Origin of the sequence: Parasphingomonas frigoris (assembly GCF_036663815.1) — a bacterium.
Lineage (GTDB): Bacteria > Pseudomonadota > Alphaproteobacteria > Sphingomonadales > Sphingomonadaceae > Sphingomonas.
This window is the reverse complement of record NZ_JAXOJQ010000006.1, coordinates 18,730-37,248: the sequence shown is the minus strand read 5'-3', so window position 1 is coordinate 37,248 and position 18,519 is coordinate 18,730. Positions and strand designations below refer to the sequence as shown.

21 protein-coding genes are annotated in these 18,519 nt (G+C 67.6%); 14 read left to right on the top strand and 7 right to left on the bottom strand.

Going from position 1 to position 18,519, the window contains the following annotated elements; genetic code table 11:
* Window positions 1-101: 101 nt before the first annotated feature.
* The 3 genes from U1872_RS17300 to U1872_RS17290 are packed head-to-tail and all read left to right on the top strand — an operon-like array spanning window position 102 to window position 1,695.
* A complete protein-coding gene (locus U1872_RS17300) occupies window positions 102-893 on the top strand; it encodes a LysR family transcriptional regulator (protein ID WP_332794166.1) in 792 nt (263 codons plus the stop codon).
* On the top strand, window positions 890-1,417 hold the full coding sequence (locus tag U1872_RS17295; protein ID WP_332794165.1) for a GNAT family N-acetyltransferase: 528 nt from the start codon (window positions 890-892) through the stop codon (window positions 1,415-1,417). Before U1872_RS17300 ends, U1872_RS17295 begins: the two co-directional genes overlap by 4 nt.
* Window positions 1,414-1,695, top strand: a complete 282-nt coding sequence (locus U1872_RS17290) for a hypothetical protein (RefSeq protein ID WP_332794164.1) — start codon at window positions 1,414-1,416, stop codon at window positions 1,693-1,695. Before U1872_RS17295 ends, U1872_RS17290 begins: the two co-directional genes overlap by 4 nt.
* A gap of 167 nt (window positions 1,696-1,862) precedes the next feature.
* Here the strand turns inward: U1872_RS17290 and U1872_RS17285 are convergent, their stop codons facing one another.
* Both U1872_RS17285 and parE read right to left on the bottom strand, forming a co-directional pair.
* The gene (locus tag U1872_RS17285) at window positions 1,863-3,173 is read right to left on the bottom strand and encodes a serine hydrolase (protein ID WP_332794163.1); all 1,311 of its coding nucleotides are present in this window, start codon (window positions 3,171-3,173) and stop codon (window positions 1,863-1,865) included.
* 49 nt (window positions 3,174-3,222) lie between these two features.
* Complete coding sequence (gene parE / locus U1872_RS17280) at window positions 3,223-5,205, bottom strand: DNA topoisomerase IV subunit B (protein ID WP_332794362.1); 1,983 nt, start codon at window positions 5,203-5,205, stop codon at window positions 3,223-3,225.
* Window positions 5,206-5,366: 161 nt separating this feature from the next.
* Between parE and U1872_RS17275 the strand changes: the two genes are divergently transcribed.
* Window positions 5,367-6,236: an outer membrane protein gene (locus U1872_RS17275; protein WP_332794162.1), complete on the top strand. Its 870-nt coding sequence runs from the start codon at window positions 5,367-5,369 to the stop codon at window positions 6,234-6,236.
* A 102-nt stretch (window positions 6,237-6,338) separates the two neighbouring features.
* Here the strand turns inward: U1872_RS17275 and U1872_RS17270 are convergent, their stop codons facing one another.
* The gene (locus tag U1872_RS17270) at window positions 6,339-7,061 is read right to left on the bottom strand and encodes a GcrA family cell cycle regulator (protein WP_332794161.1); all 723 of its coding nucleotides are present in this window, start codon (window positions 7,059-7,061) and stop codon (window positions 6,339-6,341) included.
* Window positions 7,062-7,124: 63 nt separating this feature from the next.
* On the opposite strand from U1872_RS17270, the gene U1872_RS17265 reads away from it, so the two are divergent.
* The 8 genes from U1872_RS17265 to queE all read left to right on the top strand — a co-directional run bounded on the left by U1872_RS17265 (window position 7,125) and on the right by queE (window position 14,363).
* Window positions 7,125-7,973 (top strand): ABC transporter permease, encoded by an 849-nt coding sequence (locus U1872_RS17265; protein ID WP_443025404.1) that lies wholly within the window; start codon window positions 7,125-7,127, stop codon window positions 7,971-7,973.
* Window positions 7,973-8,683 (top strand): efflux RND transporter periplasmic adaptor subunit, encoded by a 711-nt coding sequence (locus tag U1872_RS17260; RefSeq protein ID WP_332794159.1) that lies wholly within the window; start codon window positions 7,973-7,975, stop codon window positions 8,681-8,683. The genes U1872_RS17265 and U1872_RS17260 overlap by 1 nt, the downstream gene beginning before the upstream one ends.
* A 110-nt stretch (window positions 8,684-8,793) precedes the next feature.
* Window positions 8,794-9,993 (top strand): aspartate aminotransferase family protein, encoded by a 1,200-nt coding sequence (locus tag U1872_RS17255; protein ID WP_332794158.1) that lies wholly within the window; start codon window positions 8,794-8,796, stop codon window positions 9,991-9,993.
* A gap of 158 nt (window positions 9,994-10,151) precedes the next feature.
* The gene (gene argF, locus U1872_RS17250) at window positions 10,152-11,069 is read left to right on the top strand and encodes an ornithine carbamoyltransferase (RefSeq protein ID WP_332794157.1); all 918 of its coding nucleotides are present in this window, start codon (window positions 10,152-10,154) and stop codon (window positions 11,067-11,069) included.
* A gap of 117 nt (window positions 11,070-11,186) precedes the next feature.
* Window positions 11,187-12,101, top strand: a complete 915-nt coding sequence (gene hslO, locus U1872_RS17245) for an Hsp33 family molecular chaperone HslO (RefSeq protein ID WP_332794156.1) — start codon at window positions 11,187-11,189, stop codon at window positions 12,099-12,101.
* A 91-nt stretch (window positions 12,102-12,192) separates the two neighbouring features.
* The gene (locus tag U1872_RS17240) at window positions 12,193-12,624 is read left to right on the top strand and encodes a DUF3617 domain-containing protein (RefSeq protein ID WP_332794155.1); all 432 of its coding nucleotides are present in this window, start codon (window positions 12,193-12,195) and stop codon (window positions 12,622-12,624) included.
* A 388-nt stretch (window positions 12,625-13,012) separates the two neighbouring features.
* A complete protein-coding gene (gene queC, locus U1872_RS17235; protein ID WP_332794361.1) occupies window positions 13,013-13,726 on the top strand; it encodes a 7-cyano-7-deazaguanine synthase QueC in 714 nt (237 codons plus the stop codon).
* Between the two features lie 4 nt (window positions 13,727-13,730).
* Window positions 13,731-14,363: a 7-carboxy-7-deazaguanine synthase gene (queE, locus tag U1872_RS17230; RefSeq protein WP_332794360.1), complete on the top strand. Its 633-nt coding sequence runs from the start codon at window positions 13,731-13,733 to the stop codon at window positions 14,361-14,363.
* A 34-nt stretch (window positions 14,364-14,397) separates the two neighbouring features.
* On the opposite strand, the gene U1872_RS17225 is transcribed toward queE, so the two are convergent.
* From U1872_RS17225 to lipB, 3 genes are all read right to left on the bottom strand, one after another.
* Window positions 14,398-15,075 (bottom strand): hypothetical protein, encoded by a 678-nt coding sequence (locus U1872_RS17225; protein ID WP_332794154.1) that lies wholly within the window; start codon window positions 15,073-15,075, stop codon window positions 14,398-14,400.
* 150 nt (window positions 15,076-15,225) lie between these two features.
* The gene (locus U1872_RS17220; protein ID WP_332794153.1) at window positions 15,226-15,486 is read right to left on the bottom strand and encodes a hypothetical protein; all 261 of its coding nucleotides are present in this window, start codon (window positions 15,484-15,486) and stop codon (window positions 15,226-15,228) included.
* Window positions 15,487-15,580: 94 nt separating this feature from the next.
* A complete protein-coding gene (gene lipB, locus U1872_RS17215; RefSeq protein WP_332794152.1) occupies window positions 15,581-16,261 on the bottom strand; it encodes a lipoyl(octanoyl) transferase LipB in 681 nt (226 codons plus the stop codon).
* Between the two features lie 126 nt (window positions 16,262-16,387).
* On the opposite strand from lipB, the gene U1872_RS17210 reads away from it, so the two are divergent.
* Both U1872_RS17210 and U1872_RS17205 read left to right on the top strand, forming a co-directional pair.
* Window positions 16,388-17,215 (top strand): hypothetical protein, encoded by an 828-nt coding sequence (locus U1872_RS17210; RefSeq protein ID WP_332794151.1) that lies wholly within the window; start codon window positions 16,388-16,390, stop codon window positions 17,213-17,215.
* Window positions 17,212-17,952, top strand: a complete 741-nt coding sequence (locus tag U1872_RS17205; protein ID WP_332794150.1) for a hypothetical protein — start codon at window positions 17,212-17,214, stop codon at window positions 17,950-17,952. The genes U1872_RS17210 and U1872_RS17205 overlap by 4 nt, the downstream gene beginning before the upstream one ends.
* Here U1872_RS17205 and U1872_RS17200 read toward each other — a convergent pair.
* Complete coding sequence (locus tag U1872_RS17200) at window positions 17,925-18,515, bottom strand: GNAT family N-acetyltransferase (RefSeq protein WP_332794149.1); 591 nt, start codon at window positions 18,513-18,515, stop codon at window positions 17,925-17,927. The genes U1872_RS17205 and U1872_RS17200 overlap by 28 nt on opposite strands.
* Window positions 18,516-18,519 lie beyond the last annotated feature (4 nt).

Sequence of the window (18,519 nt, the reverse complement as noted above, 5' to 3'; positions counted from 1 at the left end):
GAGGGGCTGGGGGTGGGCGCGCGCTCTCCGTTGAGCGCACCGCTCGTTGACAGCGCGCGCCCACCCCTCAATCCCCTCCCGCAAGCGGGAGGGGAAGAAAAGTGAAGCGCACGCATCTCCCGCTCAATGGTCTGCGCGTGCTCGACGCCGCCGCGCGGCACCTGAGCTTCACCCGCGCCGCCGACGAACTCGCCGTCACCCCCGCCGCGGTTGGCCAGCAGATCCGTGCGCTCGAGGATACGCTCGGCGTCGTGCTGTTCCGCCGCACCACCAAGGGGCTAGAACTCACCCCCGAAGGCGAAGCCGGGCTTGCCCCGCTGCGCCAGGGTTTCCTGCAGTTCGAGGAAGCCGTCCGCGCGATGCAGGCCGGGCAGACCAGCAAGTCGCTGACGATCGCCGCGCCGCGCGACCTCACCGAGAAATGGCTGATGCCGCGCCTCGCCGACATCGCGCGCGCCGACGGCGAACTGCGCTTCGTGTTGATCTCGGCCGACGACACGATCGATTTCACCGAGGCCAATCTCGATCTCGCGATCCGCTGGGGTGACGGCCCGGGCGAGCATGAGGGCGAGGCGATCGCTTCTGCGGGGATGGTCACGGTCGAGCGTGCCGGCGGCGGCGTCGACACGCGGATCGCCTGGCCGGGGTGCGTCGACGACGACAGCATGTCGCTGGTCCGCGTCGGCGACGCTGGGCTCGCGCTCGATGCCGCGGCGCAGGGGCTGGGGCGCGCAACCGTGCCCGAACTGCTCGCCGCCGCCGATCTCGCGAGCGGTCGCGTCGTCGCGGTTGCCGAGGCGACGGCGTATCGGCTCGGCTATTGGCTGGTCGCGCCGTTGCCTCAGTGGCGGCAGAAGAAGGTCAAGACGCTCGTCGCCGCGTTGACGGCATGAGCGCGATCCCGGTCCTCGAAACCGCGCGGCTGCGCCTGCGCCAGCGCACCGCTGACGACGCCGAAGCGTTGTTCCCGAGCTTTTCCGATCCCGCGCTGATGACCTATTGGTCGCACGGCCCGCACGAGTCGGTCGAGCAGACCCGCGCGAAATTTGCCGAGCCGTTCGATGTGTGGCGCGGCTGGGCGATCACCCTGCACGGGGACGATCGCGCGATCGGGTTCGTCGCGGCTGGCGACAAACGGCCGGGCGTGTACGAGATCGGCTATATGCTGGCGCGCGACCATTGGGGCACGGGAATCGCGCGCGAAGCGGTCGGCGCGGTGCTCGACCAGCTGTTCCGCGTCGAGCAGCAGCGCCGCGTCTTCGCCGATACCGACCCCGACAACGTGCCCTCGAATACCCTGCTCGAATCGCTCGGCTTCCAGCGCGAGGGACTGCTGCGCGCCGAGTGGGAAACGCATATCGGCATCCGCGACACCGTGCTGTGGGGCCTGCTTGCCAGCGAATGGATCGATCGATGACGCACGACCCGGCCGCAGTGCCGCCCCCCGACCTCAATGACCCCGCGCAGCGCGCCGCCTACAAGGCCGAACTGCGCATGGTCGCGCGGCCGATCCGCTGGATGGGCGTTGCCCTGGCGCTGGCCGGCGCGCTGCTCGCCGCATTGCGCGCGCGCTACTGGCCGCAGGTGCCGATGATCCTGCCGCTGTTCTTGCTGGGCGTCGCGGCGCTGCATCTGCTTGCTGGCGTGGTGGTGCGCGCGAAATATCATCAGGCGCGGATGCGCGGCGCGCGGTAGGAATCCCTCTAGCCCTCTCCCGCCTTCGCGGGAGAGGGTTGGGTGAGGGTCTTCTTCTTCTTCTCGTCGATGCGGATAAGAAGAAGGCGCTCACCGACTGCGACTAGGCCCGCCTGAAGGCGGCGGACCAAGTCTTCGCAGCCTCTCCCGCGTGCGGGAGAGGGCCGCTACCGGGCTGCTGCAACCAGATCCACCGCCCGGCTGACCAGCGCCACGAAGCGTTCGCCAGCCACCGCAGCGGCGGGATTGTTCCAGCTAGCCGCCAGCGCATACCACGCCCCGTCGCCGCCGCGCAGCAGCAGCGTCATCTCGATCACGCCGGGCTCGGATCCGCCTTTGTAGCCGACATAGGACCAGCGCGCCGCCTGCGCCGGCCCGACGCCGGGGTTGATCGCCAGGATCGTGCGGGCCTCGGCGCCTGCGCCCGTTTCGGTGTTGCGGCGGATCCAGTCCATCGTGCGGACGAGGTCGGCCGGGCTGGCATACCATTCGATGTCGAGCATCACCGGCACGCCGCGCTGGAACAAGGCGGGGTCCATCGCGCTGAGCGGTGTCGCCGCCACGTCGTTCGCCAGCAGCGCGCGGCGCCCGGCTTCGTCGAGCTCGCGCCAGCGCTTGCCGAACGCGCCGCCCGCCGAGCCCTTCAGCGTGAACAGGTCGAGCGTGCTCATCAGCGGTCGGTTGCGCGCGGCGTGGCGCCAGCCGATCACCGGCAGGATCGCCTCGACCTTCTCGCGCCCGAGGGTCTTCAGCAGGATGTCGGTCGCGCTATTGTCGCTGACCGAGATCATCTTCTGTGCGAGCTCGCGCAGGCTGACCGTCGTGCCAGCGGGCTTCTGCGTGTAGAGCCCGCCGGGCAGCGCTTTGCCGTCGAGCGTCACGAGATCGTCCCAGCGCCGCTCGCCGGCATTGGTCGCGCGGATCAGCTCGGCGAGGATCGCGAGCTTGAACGCCGATCCGATCGCGAAATCGGTATCGGCCTTGCTCGCCTGGAGCGATTGCGGCGCCCCCGCGCCGAGCCGCGACAGCGCGAAGCCTGCCACGCCCGGCAGCTTCTCGATCGACGCCGCGACCGCAGCGAGCGATGCCTCGCCCGACGCGGTTCCCGTCACCAGCAGCCCGGTGATGCGATGCGGCGCCGCCGGCTCGATCGCCAGGTTCATCGCCACTGTGCCGCGCTGATAGCGCACCACGATCCGCGCGCCTTGCGGCGTCACGACGTCGAGCGAGTCGATCGCGAGCGGCGCGCCGAAGCCGTCCGACAGATGCTTCGACACCGCGCGAATCTTTGCGTCGGGCAATTGCGCCAGCACCGTCGGGGCGAAGATCGCGCCGGTGTCGCCGCCGCCGGCGAGGACCGCAAGGAGCGTGTCGGCGCGCATCCGCAGCGGGTCGGCCGCAACGGTTGCCGAAGGCGCGGGCGGGGTCTGCGCGGTTGCCGGCGCGACTCCGCTGATCGCCGCAAGTGCCGCTATCATCGACCGAAGCATCGCCGCTACCCCCGTTGCATCCAATGCGGCGACCCTATCACGCGTCGATCGCATCCTCATCTAGCCTGGCGGCATTTTCCTGGATGAAAGCGAAGCGATGCGCGGGGTTCGTGCCCATCAGCCGGTCGACCAGATCCTTCACCCCGGCACGTTCCTCATATTCCTGCGGCAGCGTGATCCGCAGCATTGCGCGCGACTTGGGGTCCATCGTCGTCTCGCGCAGCTGCATCGGGTTCATCTCGCCGAGCCCTTTGAAGCGGCCGATCTCGACCTTCTTGCCCTTGAACTCGGTCTTTTCGAGCTGTTCGCGGTGCGCATCGTCCATCGCGTAGAGGCTCTTGGTGCCCGAGGTCAGGCGATAGAGCGGCGGCTGCGCGAGATAGACGTGCCCGGCGCGGACGATCTCGGGCATTTCCTGGAAGAAGAAGGTCATCAACAGCGTCGCGATATGCGCGCCGTCGACGTCGGCGTCGGTCATGATGACGACGCGTTCGTAGCGCAGATTCTCGGCGACGCAGGTCTTGCGCGTGCCGCAGCCGAGCGCTTGGATCAGATCGGCGATTTCGGAATTGGCGGCGATCTTGGCCGAGGTCGCCGACGCCACGTTGAGGATCTTGCCGCGGATCGGCAGGATCGCCTGCGTCTTGCGGTCGCGCGCCTGCTTGGCCGAGCCGCCGGCCGAATCGCCCTCGACGATGAAGATCTCGGTGCCCTCTGGGCCGGCCGAGGCGCAGTCGGTGAGCTTGCCCGGCAGCCGCAGTTTGCGCGCGCTCGTCGCGGTCTTGCGCTTGACCTCGCGCTCGGCCTTGCGCGCGAGGCGCTCGTCCATCCGCTCGATGACATAGGTCAGCAGCGCCTTGCCGCGCTCCATATTGTCGCTGAGGAAATGATCGAAATGGTCGCGCACCGCCTTCTCGACGAGCGGGGTCGCTTCGGGGGAGGAGAGGCGGTCCTTGGTCTGGCTCTGGAACTGCGGGTCGCGGATGAAGACCGAGAGCATCAGCTCGCTGCCGGTCATGATGTCCTCGGCCGAAATCTCCTTGGCCTTCTTCTGCCCGACGAGCTCGCCGAACGCGCGGATGCCCTTGACCAAGGCGTTGCGCAGGCCCGCTTCGTGCGTGCCGCCGTCGGGGGTCGGGATGGTGTTGCAGTACCAGGAATAGGAGCCGTCGCTCCACAGCGGCCAGGCGACGGCGCATTCGACGCGGCCGGCGCTGCCGGGGAAATCCTGTCGCGTGACGAAGAAGTCGGTCATCGCGCACTCTCTTGCGCCGACCTGTTCGCGCAAGTGATCGGCGAGGCCGCCGGGGAACTGGAACACCGCTTCGGCGGGCGTGTCGTCGCTGATCAGCTCGGGCGCGCACTTCCAGCGGATCTCGACGCCGGCGAACAGATAGGCCTTCGAACGCGCCAGCTTGTGCAGCCGCGCGGGCTTGAAGCTCATCTCGGGGCCGAAGATCTGTTCGTCGGGGATGAAGCTGACCATCGTGCCGCGCCGGTTGGGCGCCGCGCCGACATGCTCGATCGGCCCGAGCGTCTCGCCGCGCGAGAAACGCTGGCGGTAGAGCTCGCGGTTGCGCGCGACCTCGACGATCGTGTCCGACGACAGCGCGTTGACGACGCTGACGCCGACGCCGTGCAGACCGCCTGACGTCGCATAGGCCTTGCCGTCGAACTTGCCGCCCGAGTGGAGCGTCGACAGGATCACCTCGAGCGCCGACTTGCCGGGAAACTTCGGATGCGGGTCGACCGGGATGCCGCGGCCATTGTCGATGATCACCAGCCGGTTGCCGGGATGCAGCTCGATCTCGATCCGCGTCGCATGGCCTGCGACGGCTTCGTCCATCGCATTGTCGAGCACTTCGGCGGCGAGATGGTGGTAGGCGCGCTCGTCGGTGCCGCCGATATACATGCCCGGCCGGCGCCGGACGGGTTCCAGCCCCTCGAGCACCTCGATCGAGGAAGCGTCATAGTCGGTGGCGAGATGTTTCGGCGCGGCGGCGAACAGGTCTTCTGGCATGGCAATGCTATAGGACCAGCGCGACGCCGCTGCCAACTGATCGTGCATGCCCGCGAGCTGTGGCAAAAATGCACCAACATGACAGAATGTTCATCTTGGTGCACCGAATCGGCCGGCTCGATCGTCTCTCCTTCGCTGATGCAGCAATTCCAGGAGTTACCATGCGTACCAAGTTCCTTCTTTCCGCCGCGACCATGCTGGCCGCCGGCCTGACCTTCGCGGCTCCGGCGATGGCGCAGGACGTCGATGACAAGCCGTTCGACGGCATCTACGTCGGTGGCACCGTCGGCTTCGACGCGCAGCCCAACGACGTTGGCTCGGGCATCCTGTTCGATCGCAACCTCGACGGCAATTTCAACGACACCGTCACCACCGCAGCCGGTGCGAACGCCTTCGCACCGACCGCGGCGCAGCCCGGCGCCGGTTTCTGCAACGGCCGCGCCACCAGCAGCGGCAAGCTGACCGGCTGCACCAACGACAAGGACAACATCAGCTATTCGGGCCGCGTCGGCTTCGACAAGCAGTATGGCCATGTCGTGCTCGGTGTCGTCGGCGAGTTCGGCAAGAGCGAAGTGCGCGACAGCGTCTCGGCGTTCAGCACCACGCCCGCCAGCTACACGATGACGCGCAAGGTCGATTTCAACGCCAACGCCCGCCTGCGCGCCGGTTATGCGTTCGACAAGACGCTGTTCTACGCAACGGGCGGCGGCGCCTATGCGAAGGTCAAGTCGAGCTTCGCCACGAGCAACACCGCCAACGCTTTTACCGACAATGGCAGCAAGCATGACGCGTGGGGCTTCGTCGCCGGCGGCGGCATCGAGCAGAAGATCAGCCGTCACTTCTCGGTCGGTCTCGAATATCTGTACAACCAGTATAAGGACGACGATTATCGCGTCCGGGCGACCGCTGGTACGGCCGCTGCCACCAACCCGTTCGTGCTCGCACCGAACACCACCGGCACCGACTTCCGTCGTAGCGACGACAAGTTCCGCTGGCACAGCGTGCGCGCAACGGCGAACTTCCGCTTCTAGGAAGATCGCCTGAGGGCAAAAAAAGGGGCGCTCCGCAGACCTGCGGAGCGCCCCTTTTTTTGTCTGGTCCGGGCCGATGGGGCGGCCCGGGACTCGCTTCGATCAGCGTGCGCGGGGGCCGCCGAAGGGTAGCGGCGGTGCCGGACGGCGATCGCGGCGCGGCAGCTGTGCCTGATAGGCGTGGCCGCAATGCCCGACGCAATACGGGAAGCCCGGGTTCACCTTATCACCACAGAAATGGAAGTCGGGCTCGCCGGGATGGCCGATCGGCCATTTGCAGATCTTGTCGTTGAGATCGAGCAGCGTCGTCTTGCCCGCCATATCGGCCGATGGCTTGGCGGGCACGAGGCGGCGCGGCGGCGCGGGCGTGATCGGCGCCTGCTGCTCGCCCGGCGCCTGGCGCAGGAAGCCGCCGGGGCCGACCGAACGCAGGATCGGCGGGGCAGGGCGCACGACGACGGGCGCCGCTTCGGTATCGTCGGTCTCGACCTCGCTGTCGTCCGCGGCCTCGAGCTCATCCTCTTCCTCCTCGACGACCACCACCGGGGCGGCAGCGACGACGGGGGCGACCGGCGGGGGAGGCGGTGCTGGCTTGGGCGCGGGCGGTGCGGCCACCACCGGCTTGGGCGGCGCGCTGGCCGGTGCGGCTGCGGCGGGCTCGTTCGGCTTGACCGGCGACGGGCGCGATTGCAGCCCAAGGCGATGCGCCTTGCCGATCACGGCGTTGCGGCTGACGCCACCCAATTCTTCGGCGATCTGGCTCGCGGTCTGTCCCGCCTCCCACATCTTGCGCAGCGTATCGATGCGTTCGTCGGTCCAGCTCATTCGTTTTTCCCAATCGTCAGGCCGGGGTTGCGGGCGGCGGCAGCAGTCTTTAGCGACAGCACCATGAGCAGCCAGCCCCCAATCGGCGAAATTCGTACCATGATGAGCGCTCCGGGCGTTCCGGTCATCCGGAACGTCAATTGGGGCGGTCTTCGAACGCTCTATATCAAGGAGGTGCGCCGTTTCTTCAAGGTGCAGCTGCAGACGGTATGGGCTCCGGCGATCACGACGCTGCTGTATCTGATCATTTTCACCGTCGCGACGGGCGGAAGAGCCGCCGTCCATGTCGGCGGGCAGGACGTGCCGTTCGCGGATTTCCTGGCGCCGGGGCTGATCGTGATGGGGATGCTGACCAACGCCTTCGCCAACGCCAGTTTCTCGCTGCTGGTCGGAAAGATCCAGGGGACGATCGTCGATTATCTGATGCCGCCGCTGTCGACCGCCGAATTGCTCGTCGCGATGGTCGGTGGCGCGGTGACGCGCGCGATCTGCGTCGGGCTTGCGGTGTTCGTCGCGATGCTGCTGTATCCGGGTGTCCACATCATGCCCGTGCATCCGCTCGCAATCCTGTGGTTCGGGCTGCTCGGATCTGCCTTCCTCGCTCTGGTCGGCGTGCTGACCTCGATCTGGGCGGAGAAGTTCGATCACGCCGCCGCGGTGCAGAATTTCCTGATCGCGCCGCTGACGCTGCTGTCGGGCACCTTCTACTCGGTCGACAAGCTCGCGCCGGCCTTCCGCGCGTTCAGCCACGCGAACCCATTCTTCTACATCATCTCGGGCTTCCGCTATGGCTTCCTCGGCACCGCGGATTCACCGGTGCTGGTCGGCGGCGTGGTGGTGCTCGCGATCGACGTCGTGCTCGGGATCCTGTGCTACGCGCTGCTGCGCTCGGGCTGGAAGATCAAGAGCTGATGCGCCTGGCGCCGGCGGGGCTCGCGCTCACTCTCGCGCTGGCGGCATGCGGCAAGCCTGCACCTTCCCAGGTCGCGGCGCCCGAGGCTCCGCAAGCCCCCAAGGTCCGCATCGCGCAAGTCGGCGGCACCGTCTTCGCCGACACGATCAGCGCCGCTGGCCGGGTCGTCGCGCGCGCTGCCGAGGCGATGCCCGGCAGCGCCGCACCGGCCGCCGCTGGCAGCACCGCCCCGGCGAACGGCTACGCGCTCGATCTGGCGATCCCGCAAGGCGATGCCGCGCGGTTGACGCTCGGCGCCGCCGCGCAGGTCCGCTTCGATGCGTTCCACAAGGACATCGTCGTCGGCCGGTTGATCCGGCTCGGCGCCCCGAGCGACGGCACTGTCGCCGCGCGAATCTCGCTGCCGCGCGACGCCCGGCTCAGCTCCGGCCTGACCGGCACCGCGCGGATCGTCGCGAGCGGCCCGGGGTCGACCAAGCTGCTCATTCCGCCGAGCGCCGTCGTCGGCCCGCGCTCCGGCGCCGCGTCGGTCTTTGTCGTCGATCTCGCCACCGCGCGGCTCCACGCGCGCCCGGTCACGCTCGCCGAGCAGAGCCCCGACGGCATCCGCGTCGCGGCGGGCCTGCAGCAGGGCGAGTGGGTCGCGCTGTCGGGCGCGGACAAGCTTCGCGACGGCATGAAGATCGCGCCGATCGGCCCGGCTGGCTGAGGCCGACCGCGCGGCGTGCGCGCACGGTGTTGCGCTCGCGGTCGCATCTTCGTAAAACGCGGTTCGGGCGACCGGTTGGGTCGCCCTTTTGCTTTTTCAGGAGACGGCCCGTGTCGACCCCCGCTTTGATGCCTGTGTACCCGCGGTGCGGCGTACGCCCGGTGCGAGGCGAAGGCTGCTATCTGTACGGCGAGCAAGGCGAGCAATATCTCGATTTCGCCGCCGGCATCGCGGTCAACGCGCTCGGCCACGGCCACCCCAAACTGGTCGAGGCGATCGCCAAGCAGGCAGCGACGCTGATGCACGTCTCCAATCTCTACGGTTCGCCGCAGGGCGAGCATCTCGCGCAGCGGATCGTCGAGAATTCGTTCGCCGACACGGTGTTCTTCACCAACTCGGGCACCGAGGCGGTCGAATGCGCGATCAAGACCGCGCGGCGCTATCACTACGCCAACGGCAATCCGCAGCGCACGACGCTGATCACCTTCAACAACGCCTTCCACGGGCGGACGATGGGGGCGATCTCGGCGACCAACCAGCCCAAGATGCGCGACGGCTTCGAGCCCCTGCTGCCGGGCTTCGCCTATGCGCCGTTCAACGATCTCGAAGCGGCGCTCGCGCTGATCGACGATACGACCGCGGGCTTCATGGTCGAGACGATCCAGGGCGAGGGCGGCGTCTCGGCGTCGACGACCGAGTTCCTGCAAGGCTTGCGAAAGGCGTGCGACGAGCACGGCCTGCTGCTTGTGCTCGACGAGGTCCAGTGCGGCTATGGCCGGACCGGCAAGATGTGGGCGTATGAGCATTACGGCGTCACCCCCGACATCCTGTCCTCGGCCAAGGGCATCGCCGGCGGTTTCCCGCTCGGCGCGTGCCTCGCGACCGAGGAAGCCGCCAAGGGCATGGTGTTCGGCACGCATGGCTCGACCTATGGCGGCAACCCGCTGGCGATGGCGGCGGGCGAGGCGATCCTCGACGTGATGCTCGAACCCGGCTTCCTCGATCATGTCACCGCGATGGGCGACCGGCTGCGCGCTTCGGTCGAGCAGATGATGCCCAATCACGACGACATGTTCGACAGCCTGCGCGGCAAGGGGCTGATGTTCGGGATCAAGCTCAAGGATGCCGTCGTCGCGCGCGATTTCGTGGCGCATCTGCGCGACAATCACGGGTTGCTGACGGTGTCGGCGGGCGAGAATGTCGTCCGCGTGCTGCCGCCGCTGGTGATCGAGGAAGCGCATATCGCCGAGTTCGTGCAGAAACTGAGCGATGGCGCGCGCAGTTTCGCACCGGTGGCGGTCGCGGCGTAAAGAAAGCTCCCTCTCCCAGCGGGAGAGGGAAGGGGCCCGCTCGGCGCAGCCGAGTGGGAAGGGTGAGGGCAGCGCACGCCAACACACCCTGTCCTCACCCTTCCGCGGCTTTGCCGCTCCCTCCCTCTCCCACAGGGAGAGAAAATTAAGGATTTAGGATGCGCAACTTCCTCTCGCTTTCCGATGCCGGTCCTGACGGCGTGGCCGCGATGCTGGCCGATGCGCTCGATCGCAAGGCGGCACGCGCCGGCTGGCCCAAGGGCAAGCCCGACGCCGACGCGCCGCTCGCCGGCCACACGCTGGCGATGGTGTTCGAAAAGAGCTCGACCCGCACCCGCGTCAGCTTCGACATGGCGATCCGCCAGCTCGGCGGCAGTTCGGTGATCCTTGATTCGGGCACCACCCAACTCGGCCGCGGCGAGACCGTCGCCGATACCGCGCGCGTGCTGTCGGGCTATTGCGACGCGATCATGCTGCGCACCGACGATCACGCCAAGCTCGAGGAAATGGCGCGCTATGCGACGATCCCGGTCATCAACGGCCTGACCGACGATTCGCATCCGTGCCAGATCATGGCCGACCTGCTGACGATCCTCGAATCGGGCAAGCCGCTCCCCGGGCTCAAGGTCGCCTGGCTCGGCGACGGCAACAACGTGCTCGCCTCGATCGTCGAGGCGGCGGCGCTGATGCAGTTCGACGTCGTCGCGGCATGTCCGCAAGGGTTCCAGCCCGACGAGGCGCTGATCGCCAGCGCGCGCGGACGGGCGCGCGTCGTGTCGGATCCGGCGGAAGCAGTCGCCGGTGCGGACGTCGTCGTCACCGACACCTGGATCTCGATGGGCCAGGCTCATGCCGAGACCAAGCTCGCCGCGATGCTGCCCTATCAGGTCGATGCCGCGCTGATGGCCCGCGCCAAGTCCGATGCGGTATTCCTCCATTGCCTGCCTGCGCATCGCGGCGAGGAAGTCACGCCGGAGGTGATCGACGGCCCGCAATCGTTGATCTGGCCCGAGGCGGAGAACCGGCTGCATGCGCAGAAATCGGTGCTGCGCTGGTGCTTCGGGCAGATCGGTTGAACCTACTCTAAAGGTCCACCATATCCGTCATCCCGGCGTAGGCCGGGATCTCCTGGTTGTAGGGCGCTCCCGAGCCCCACGAGACCCCGGCCTCCGCCGGGGTGACGAAAGTTTCCGATGACCGATCCGATCACCACCGCCACCGACCGCGCGCTCGGTTTCACCATCCCCGAGCGCCACGCGCGCGGTCGTATCGTGCGGCTGGGGCCGGTGCTCGACACGATCCTTGCCGCGCACGCCTATCCGCCCGCGATCGAGGCGCTGCTCGCCGAAGCATTGACGCTCGCCGCGCTGATCGGCTCGACGCTCAAGGATGCGGGCGGCCAGCTGACGATGCAGGCGCAGACGCAGAACGGGATCGTCACGCTGCTGGTGTGCGACTACAAGGGCGGCGAGCTGCGCGGGTATGTCCAGTATGACGCCGATCGTCTTGCTGCGGGCCCCGAGGAGCCGAGCCTGTTCGCATTGTTCGGCGCGGGCTATCTCGCGATCACCTTCGACCAGGCGACCACCGGCGAGCGCTATCAGGGGATCGTCCCGCTCGACGGCGCATCGTTGAGCGAGGCGGCCGAGCATTACTTTCTCCAGTCCGAACAGATCCCGACGCTGGTGCGCGTCGGCGTCGGGCGTGCCGCCGATGGCGTGCGCGTCGCGGGCGGGCTGCTGCTCCAGCATCTGCCCGAGGGCGAGGATGGCCGCGAGCGGCTGCACACCCGGCTCGACCATCCCGAATGGGAGCATGTCGCGATCCTCGGCCAGACGATGTCGCCCGACGAGCTCGCCGACCCGACGATCCCGCTTGAGACGCTGGTATGGCGCCTTTTCAACGAGGAGGATGAGGTGCGGCTCCACGGCGATACCGCGCTCGCCCGCGGTTGTCGTTGCTCACCCGATTATATCGCGCAGGTACTCGGCAAGTTTCCTCCGTCCGAACAGCGCGCGATGGCGGATGAAGACGGGATCATCTTCGTCGATTGCGCCTTTTGCGCGACCAAGTTCCCGGTTCGCGCCGCAGACGATATCGTTACGTGAAGCGATTGTAATCGACCGTGCCGCCCCCCAGATGAGGGCCGCAAGATCGTGCCGGCGCAAACGCGCGCCTGCGGTCTAACGGGGATATATGATGCAGGGTACGGGATGGATTCGAGCCGGTGTCGCGGCCCTCGTCCTGGTCGGCGGGATCGCCGCCGCGAAGCCGACCGGCGGCCCGCCGCTTGCGGCGATCGCGCGGATCGAGGCCGGTCAGTGGCAGTTGAAGCCGATTGATTCTTCGTCGCCGCCCCGCATGGTGTGCATTGGCGACGCGCGCGCGCTGATCCAGTTCGGCCATGGCAGCACCCCGTGCCAGCACACCGTCGTCAGCAACGACGCCAACGTGGCGACCGTACAATATGCCTGCCCGGGGATCGGGCATGGCCTGACCAGCGTCAAGGTTGCCACGCAGCGCAATTTCAATCTCGAGACGCAGGGCATCCTCAACGGCGCGCCGTTCGACGAGCAATATGAGGCGCGCCGCGTCGGGGCGTGTCCGGCGGGGGCTGCGCCGCTGCGCTGATGCGCGTTGACGTGGAAAACGGTTCGAGCGTAAATTGGTTGTCGTGGGTTTCCCTGTCCCCCGTTCGTGCTGAGCTTGTCGAAGCACTGACCTTCTTGCCACCGACGCCAAGAAGAACAGCCCTTCGACAAGCTCAGGGCGAACGGGGGAGTGAGGGACGCTAAGCGCCCCCCGCTAACGAAGCCTTCAGCTTTCGCGCCTAGACCCGCCAAGTGCCTCCTTGGACAGCACGCTTTTTTCCCTAATCGCCCGGTAGCGGGCACCCCTGGGTCGCCTTACGGGCGGCCCGCTTTTTATCGGGCGCTTGCGTAACGCGGGGGCGGGGCCTACCTCGCAGCGCATCATGACAGTCGAACAGACCCCGCAAGCGCAAGCGGCCGCCGCGCCGATGGCGTCGCCGCACGATGCTGCGACCGAAACCCCCGCCGTCCGTCCGCTCGCGGTCGTGCTCGTGTCGGGCGGCCTCGACTCGATGGTCGCCGCCGCGCGCGCGAGAGAGGACGGCTTTCGCATTCTCGCGCTGTCGGTCGACTACAATCAGCGCCACCGGCTCGAGCTCGCCTCCGCACGGCGCGTCGCGCACGTGCTCGGCGCCGAACGTCATGTCGTGCTCCCGCTCGATCTCGCGGCGTTCGGCGGCTCCGCGCTCACCGCCGATATCGACGTGCCCAAGGATGGCGTCGGGCCGGGGATCCCGGTCACCTATGTTCCCGCGCGCAACACGATCTTCCTCAGCCTCGCGCTCGGCTGGGCCGAGGCGGCGGGCGCGCGCGACCTCTACATCGGCGTCAATGCGCTCGATTATTCCGGTTATCCGGATTGCCGCCCCGAATTTATCGCCGCGTTCGAGCAGCTTGCCGAAATCGCCACCAAGGCCGGGGTCGAGGGCAGCCCGTTCCGCATCCATGCGCCGCTGCAGGACATGACCAAGGCCGACATCGCGCGCGAGGCGGCACGGCTCGGGCTCGATGCGGGGATCAGCTGGTCGTGCTACGATCCTGCGCCCGGCGGGCTGCACTGCGGCACCTGCGACAGCTGTCGGTTGCGCAAGAAGGGCTTCGAGGAAGCCGGCCTGGTTGACCCGACCGCCTACGCGGTCTGAGGCGATGGCCTATTCGGTCAAGGAAATGTTCCTCACGCTGCAGGGCGAGGGGGTGCAGGCTGGTCGCCGCGCGGTGTTCGTGCGCTTCGCCGGCTGCAATCTGTGGTCGGGGCGCGAGCAGGACCGCGCGAGCGCGATCTGCCAATTCTGCGATACCGATTTCGTCGGGACCGACGGGGCAGGGGGCGCGAAGTTCGCGGATGCGCCGGCGCTCGCCGACGCCGTCGCCGGTTTCTGGGGCGCGGGTCGCGCCGAGCGCTTCGTCGTGCTGACCGGTGGCGAGCCGATGCTGCAGGTCGACGATGCCCTGGTCGATGCCTTGCACGCCGCGGGTTTTGCGATCGCGATCGAGAGCAATGGCACGCTCGCGGTCCATCCCGGTATCGACTGGGTGTGCATCAGCCCGAAGGCGGGCAGCACCGTCGTCCAACGCGCGGGCGATGAATTGAAGCTAGTCTGGCCGCAGCCGGGCAGCGACGTCGATGAGCTCGAGCGCTGGGATTTTGCGCACCATCTCGTCCAGCCGCTCGACAGCATAGCGGCCGAGGCCAATCATGCTGCGGCGATTGAACTCGTCATGGCGCGGCCGAAATGGCGGCTGACGCTGCAGGCGCACAAGACGCTCGGCCTGCGCTGAACGGCACCGCCCGCGCGCGGGCGGTGCCCGGTGCTTAGCGGAACACGGTGGTGAAGGCGCCGCACTTGCGCTCGACCCACTCGCCGCGCTTGGACCAGCACATGTCGTCGAGTCGCGCCATCGACACGCGCGTGTCGATCACCACGCGGCGCGGGAAGCGCTCCTCGCCCCATGGCACCAGCGCATTGCGCAGCGCGCTCATGTCGTTGGCGGCAACCTGGTAGAGCTGGCCGCGTGGCGCATAAGCGGCATGCGTCGCGACCGCGCCGGCGGTCTGGCAGAAGCCGAACTGCGCGCCGGTGGTGGTGAAGGCCGAATAGGTCTTCGTGCCATACCGGTCCATCGCATCCTGTCCGAGCCTGGGCGACTTGTTGGTGCGCGCGAAATATTTGGTCAGCAGCAGGAGCGACTTCTTGAACTCGTCCTGATGGTTGATCAGCATGATGTTGTAATTCTCGACCGTCATCAGCGACGGCTCGAACTGGCATTGCAGCGCCGCGACGTTGAGCGCCGAGCGCAGGTTCCACACCAGGTTGGCGCGCACTTCCTCGTCGTTGGCACCCGGCAGCGTCGGCAGGCCCGGCTCGTCGCCGCGGATCGGCGGGCCGCTGAAATCATGCGACTTGAAATAGAATTGCGCCGATGCAGGCACAGCCGCAAAAACGGCGGCCGCAAGCGCGGTGGTCGCAGTCAGTTTACGCAACACGGTCATTGGAAGCCTCTCGTTAACGATGCCGCGATTACGGCTTTTTGGGACGCAACCCAACTCTTTTTGATCGAATTGCTGTGACCGTGCGCTGAATCGAAAAGGCCGCCCGGTTGCCCGGACGGCCTTCGTCGTAATCTTTCCCGAAGGAAAGGATTACATTGCGTTGGTGGTCGTGGTCGTGGTGTTCGTGGTCATCATGGTGTCGTTCGACATCATGGCGCCATCGTTGCCAGCCGCGTCCGTCGACGTCATCGTGTCGTTGGTCGTCGCGCCCATCGTGTCGGTCGAGTTCATGTCGGTGACCATCGTGTTGTCGGTCGTCGTCGTCTCGGTCTTCGGGGTGCATGCCGAAATCGCGATCGCTGCAACAGCGATCATCGAACCAGCAGCGACCTTGGAAATGAATGCACGCATTGGAAAGCTCCCTAGATAAATGGTTGGTTGGCCTCGAGACCTTTAATACCCAAACCGTGGTGGACATTAGCCCGGAACCGCTCGGCCCTCAAGCCTAGTTTTGTCGCCCCAAAGAATGAGTTTCAAGGAAGCCGACGAGGTGAAACGCCAACGCCGCGTCGAAAGTTGCAAAATCGGTCGGGCGGCCGAGCATTTCCGCGCTGGTCACCGCGAAGTCGGGCAGCCCGCACGGCACGATCCCGCCGAAATGCGACAGATCTGGCGAGAGGTTAACCGAGAAGCCGTGGAGCGTGACCCAGCGCCGCACGCGCACGCCGATCGCGCCGATCTTGGCCTCGACCGCCGGGCCGCCGGAAGCGGGGTCGGCGATGTCGGTCCAGATGCCCACGCGGCCGGGCGCGCGGAAGGCGGCGATGCCGAGGTCGCCCAGCGCGGCGATCACCCAGCCTTCGAGAGCGTGGACGAACTGCCGCACGTCGCGCCCGCGCCTGTTGAGGTCGAGCACGACATAGCCGATGCGCTGCCCCGGTCCGTGATAGGTGTAGCGCCCGCCGCGCCCGGTCTGCACGACGGGGAAGCGCGGATCGATCAGCTCGGCCGGATCGGCGCTGGTCCCGCCGGTATAGACAGGCGGATGCTCGAGCAGCCACACCAGCTCGCGCGCATCGCCCGTGGCGACCGCGGCGGCGCGCGCCTCCATCTCGGCGAGCGCCTCGGCATAAGGGACGGGTGCCGGCGCGATGCGCCACTCGATGTCGTCGGGAAGGTCGGTCACCGTGGCGATGTGGCCGCATCACCGCGCCCATGCAAGACATTGGCAAGCGGCGAGGCGTTGCGCTAACAGCCATCGGCACGGTGGCGCGCGCCGAACCCGGGGGAGAATAGCGACGTGACGGCGACGATGAGCACGATCTGGGATCGCACTACCGAATTTCTCGACGACAATCGCGGCGCGCTGGCGCCGGTGGTGCTGTTCGGGCTGTTCGTTCCGCTCGGGCTGCTCGGCACGCTGATGCCGTTGATGCGCTCGGGTGGGACGCAGGGCGATTGGGCGCTTGGCCTGATCGTGCTGCTCATGGCGCTTGTGACCAGCTGGGCCGGGCTGGTGATCACCGCGCTCGCGTTCGATCCCGGCGGCGGGCGCGCGGCGGCGGTGGCGCTCGCCAACCGCCGCCTGTTGCCGGTGCTCGGGATCGGCGTGGTCACCCTGCTCGCGGTATTCGTCCTGACGCTCCCGATCGGAATTATCCTGGGCATGAGCGGAATGGACATGACCGCGCTCTCCTCGGGCAGGATGGCGCCGAACGAGGTCAATGGCGGCGCGCTGCTGATCGCGACCTTCTACGCTTTCGTCCTCGGCCTGCTGTTGTTCTGGGCCTATGCGCGGCTGGTCGTGCTGATCCCGCCGATCATGCTGCTGGAACGGCGTGGGCTTGGCGTCTATCGCCGCGCGTTCAATCTCACCCGGCATATCGCCTGGAAGGTGATCGGAATGCTGTTGCTCTATTTCCTCCTCTCCTGGGTCGCCTCGATGGCGGCGCGGACGGTCTTCGGGACGATCTTCGCGTTGCTGATCGGCGGCGAGGGCACGATCACGCTGGCCAGCGTGCTGACGCAGTTCGTCGTCGCGGCCGTGTCGACGCTTTTCTCGCTGCTGGCGGCGGTGTTCGTCGCCAAGCTCTATCTGGCGGTGCGCGAGACGCCCGAGGCGATCGTCACGGCGTCATGAAACTCGATCTCGGTGCGGTCCTGCGCGATGCCTGGGCGATGGCGCAGCGCGATCGCGATCTGCTGATCGGCGTCGCCGGCGTCTTCCTGTTCGTGCCAAAGGTCGCGCAGGAGATGTTCATCGCGCCGACCCCGCCCTTGCCGGCGTCGTCGTCGGATCCGGTCGCGATTCAGACCTGGCTCGATGCGGTCGCCGTGTGGTCGCGGCAGAACGATCTGCTCCTGCTGGTGCTGACCGCGCTGTCGTTGTTCGGCTCGATCACGCTGTTCGCGCTCTATGCCGATCGCAACCGGCCCGACGTGGCGACGGCGATGCGGCAGGGGCTCGGCCTGTTGCCGCGCTACGTGCTGCTCGCCTTCATGGTCACGCTGCCGGTCAACGTCGCCTCGCTGCTGCTGATCCCCGGCCTGTATCTGAAGGGCCGCTTGCTGACGGTCGGGCCAGCCTTCGTCGCCGAGCGCCCGCTCGGCGTGATCGCGGCCTGGCGGCGCAGCTTTGCCCTGACGCGCGGGCATGGCCTTGCGCTGATGCTGCTGGCGTGCGTCCCGCTGATCGCGGGCGATGTGCTCGCCTGGCCGTTCGAGGCGATCGGCCAGACGATGAGCGGCGCGCCGCTGGCCAATCCGGTCGTCGCCGCGGTGCTCGATCTGTGCAGTGGCGGTGCGCGTACGCTCGGCACCGTCGCGTCGATCCTGATCGAGATCGCGCTCTACCGGCGGCTCAGCAACGGGATCTGAGGCGCCGCTTCGGGCGGCAGATGTCCGGTCACGCGCGGATCGGTGAAGGTCTCGATCGTCCGCTTGATCGCGACGAACCCTTGCGCGCGGTAGAAACCGAGCGCGCTGGGGTGATCGAGCGTGCAGGTGTGCAGCCAGACGCGCGTGATGCCCCTGGCCCAAGCGCGCGCGAGCGTTTCGGCCATCAGCCAGCGACCAAGGCGCTGCCCGGCAAGTTCGGGAATGAGCGCGAAATAGGAGATTTCGCACGTCGCGCTCTGGCGGAAGTCGAGCTCGACCATCCCGACCTCGATCCCCGCAGGGTCGAGCACCGCGTAGACCGCCACCGCCGGATCATGGATGATCGCGAGCAGCGCGGCTTCGTCGATCACCAGCCGCGAAAACCACAGCCACGGCGCGCCGACGCGGCGGAACAGCGCGCGGTAGCGATCGGGCGTCGGCGCCTCCCACCGCGTGAGCCGCAGCCGCGAGGCGGGCAGGGGGCGCAGCGGCGGCTTCGCCGGCATCTCCAGCGTCGTGACGATCGCGGCTACCGAGTCATCACGGACCGGGGTCAGGCCCACTGCG

Bases quoted from the DNA above. Each gene is read 5' to 3' on its own strand.
- U1872_RS17295 (WP_332794165.1), top strand. From the start codon at position 890: ATGAGCGCGATCCCGGTCCTCGAAACCGCGCGGCTGCGCCTGCGCCAG.
- U1872_RS17290 (WP_332794164.1), top strand. From the start codon at position 1,414: ATGACGCACGACCCGGCCGCAGTGCCGCCCCCCGACCTCAATGACCCC.
- U1872_RS17285 (WP_332794163.1), bottom strand. From the start codon at position 3,173: ATGATAGCGGCACTTGCGGCGATCAGCGGAGTCGCGCCGGCAACCGCG.
- parE (WP_332794362.1), bottom strand. From the start codon at position 5,205: ATGCCAGAAGACCTGTTCGCCGCCGCGCCGAAACATCTCGCCACCGAC.
- U1872_RS17275 (WP_332794162.1), top strand. From the start codon at position 5,367: ATGCGTACCAAGTTCCTTCTTTCCGCCGCGACCATGCTGGCCGCCGGC.
- U1872_RS17270 (WP_332794161.1), bottom strand. From the start codon at position 7,061: ATGAGCTGGACCGACGAACGCATCGATACGCTGCGCAAGATGTGGGAG.
- U1872_RS17265 (WP_443025404.1), top strand. From the start codon at position 7,125: ATGAGCAGCCAGCCCCCAATCGGCGAAATTCGTACCATGATGAGCGCT.
- U1872_RS17260 (WP_332794159.1), top strand. From the start codon at position 7,973: ATGCGCCTGGCGCCGGCGGGGCTCGCGCTCACTCTCGCGCTGGCGGCA.
- argF (WP_332794157.1), top strand. From the start codon at position 10,152: ATGCGCAACTTCCTCTCGCTTTCCGATGCCGGTCCTGACGGCGTGGCC.
- hslO (WP_332794156.1), top strand. From the start codon at position 11,187: ATGACCGATCCGATCACCACCGCCACCGACCGCGCGCTCGGTTTCACC.
- U1872_RS17240 (WP_332794155.1), top strand. From the start codon at position 12,193: ATGCAGGGTACGGGATGGATTCGAGCCGGTGTCGCGGCCCTCGTCCTG.
- queC (WP_332794361.1), top strand. From the start codon at position 13,013: ATGGCGTCGCCGCACGATGCTGCGACCGAAACCCCCGCCGTCCGTCCG.
- queE (WP_332794360.1), top strand. From the start codon at position 13,731: ATGGCCTATTCGGTCAAGGAAATGTTCCTCACGCTGCAGGGCGAGGGG.
- U1872_RS17225 (WP_332794154.1), bottom strand. From the start codon at position 15,075: ATGACCGTGTTGCGTAAACTGACTGCGACCACCGCGCTTGCGGCCGCC.
- U1872_RS17220 (WP_332794153.1), bottom strand. From the start codon at position 15,486: ATGCGTGCATTCATTTCCAAGGTCGCTGCTGGTTCGATGATCGCTGTT.
- U1872_RS17210 (WP_332794151.1), top strand. From the start codon at position 16,388: ATGAGCACGATCTGGGATCGCACTACCGAATTTCTCGACGACAATCGC.
- U1872_RS17205 (WP_332794150.1), top strand. From the start codon at position 17,212: ATGAAACTCGATCTCGGTGCGGTCCTGCGCGATGCCTGGGCGATGGCG.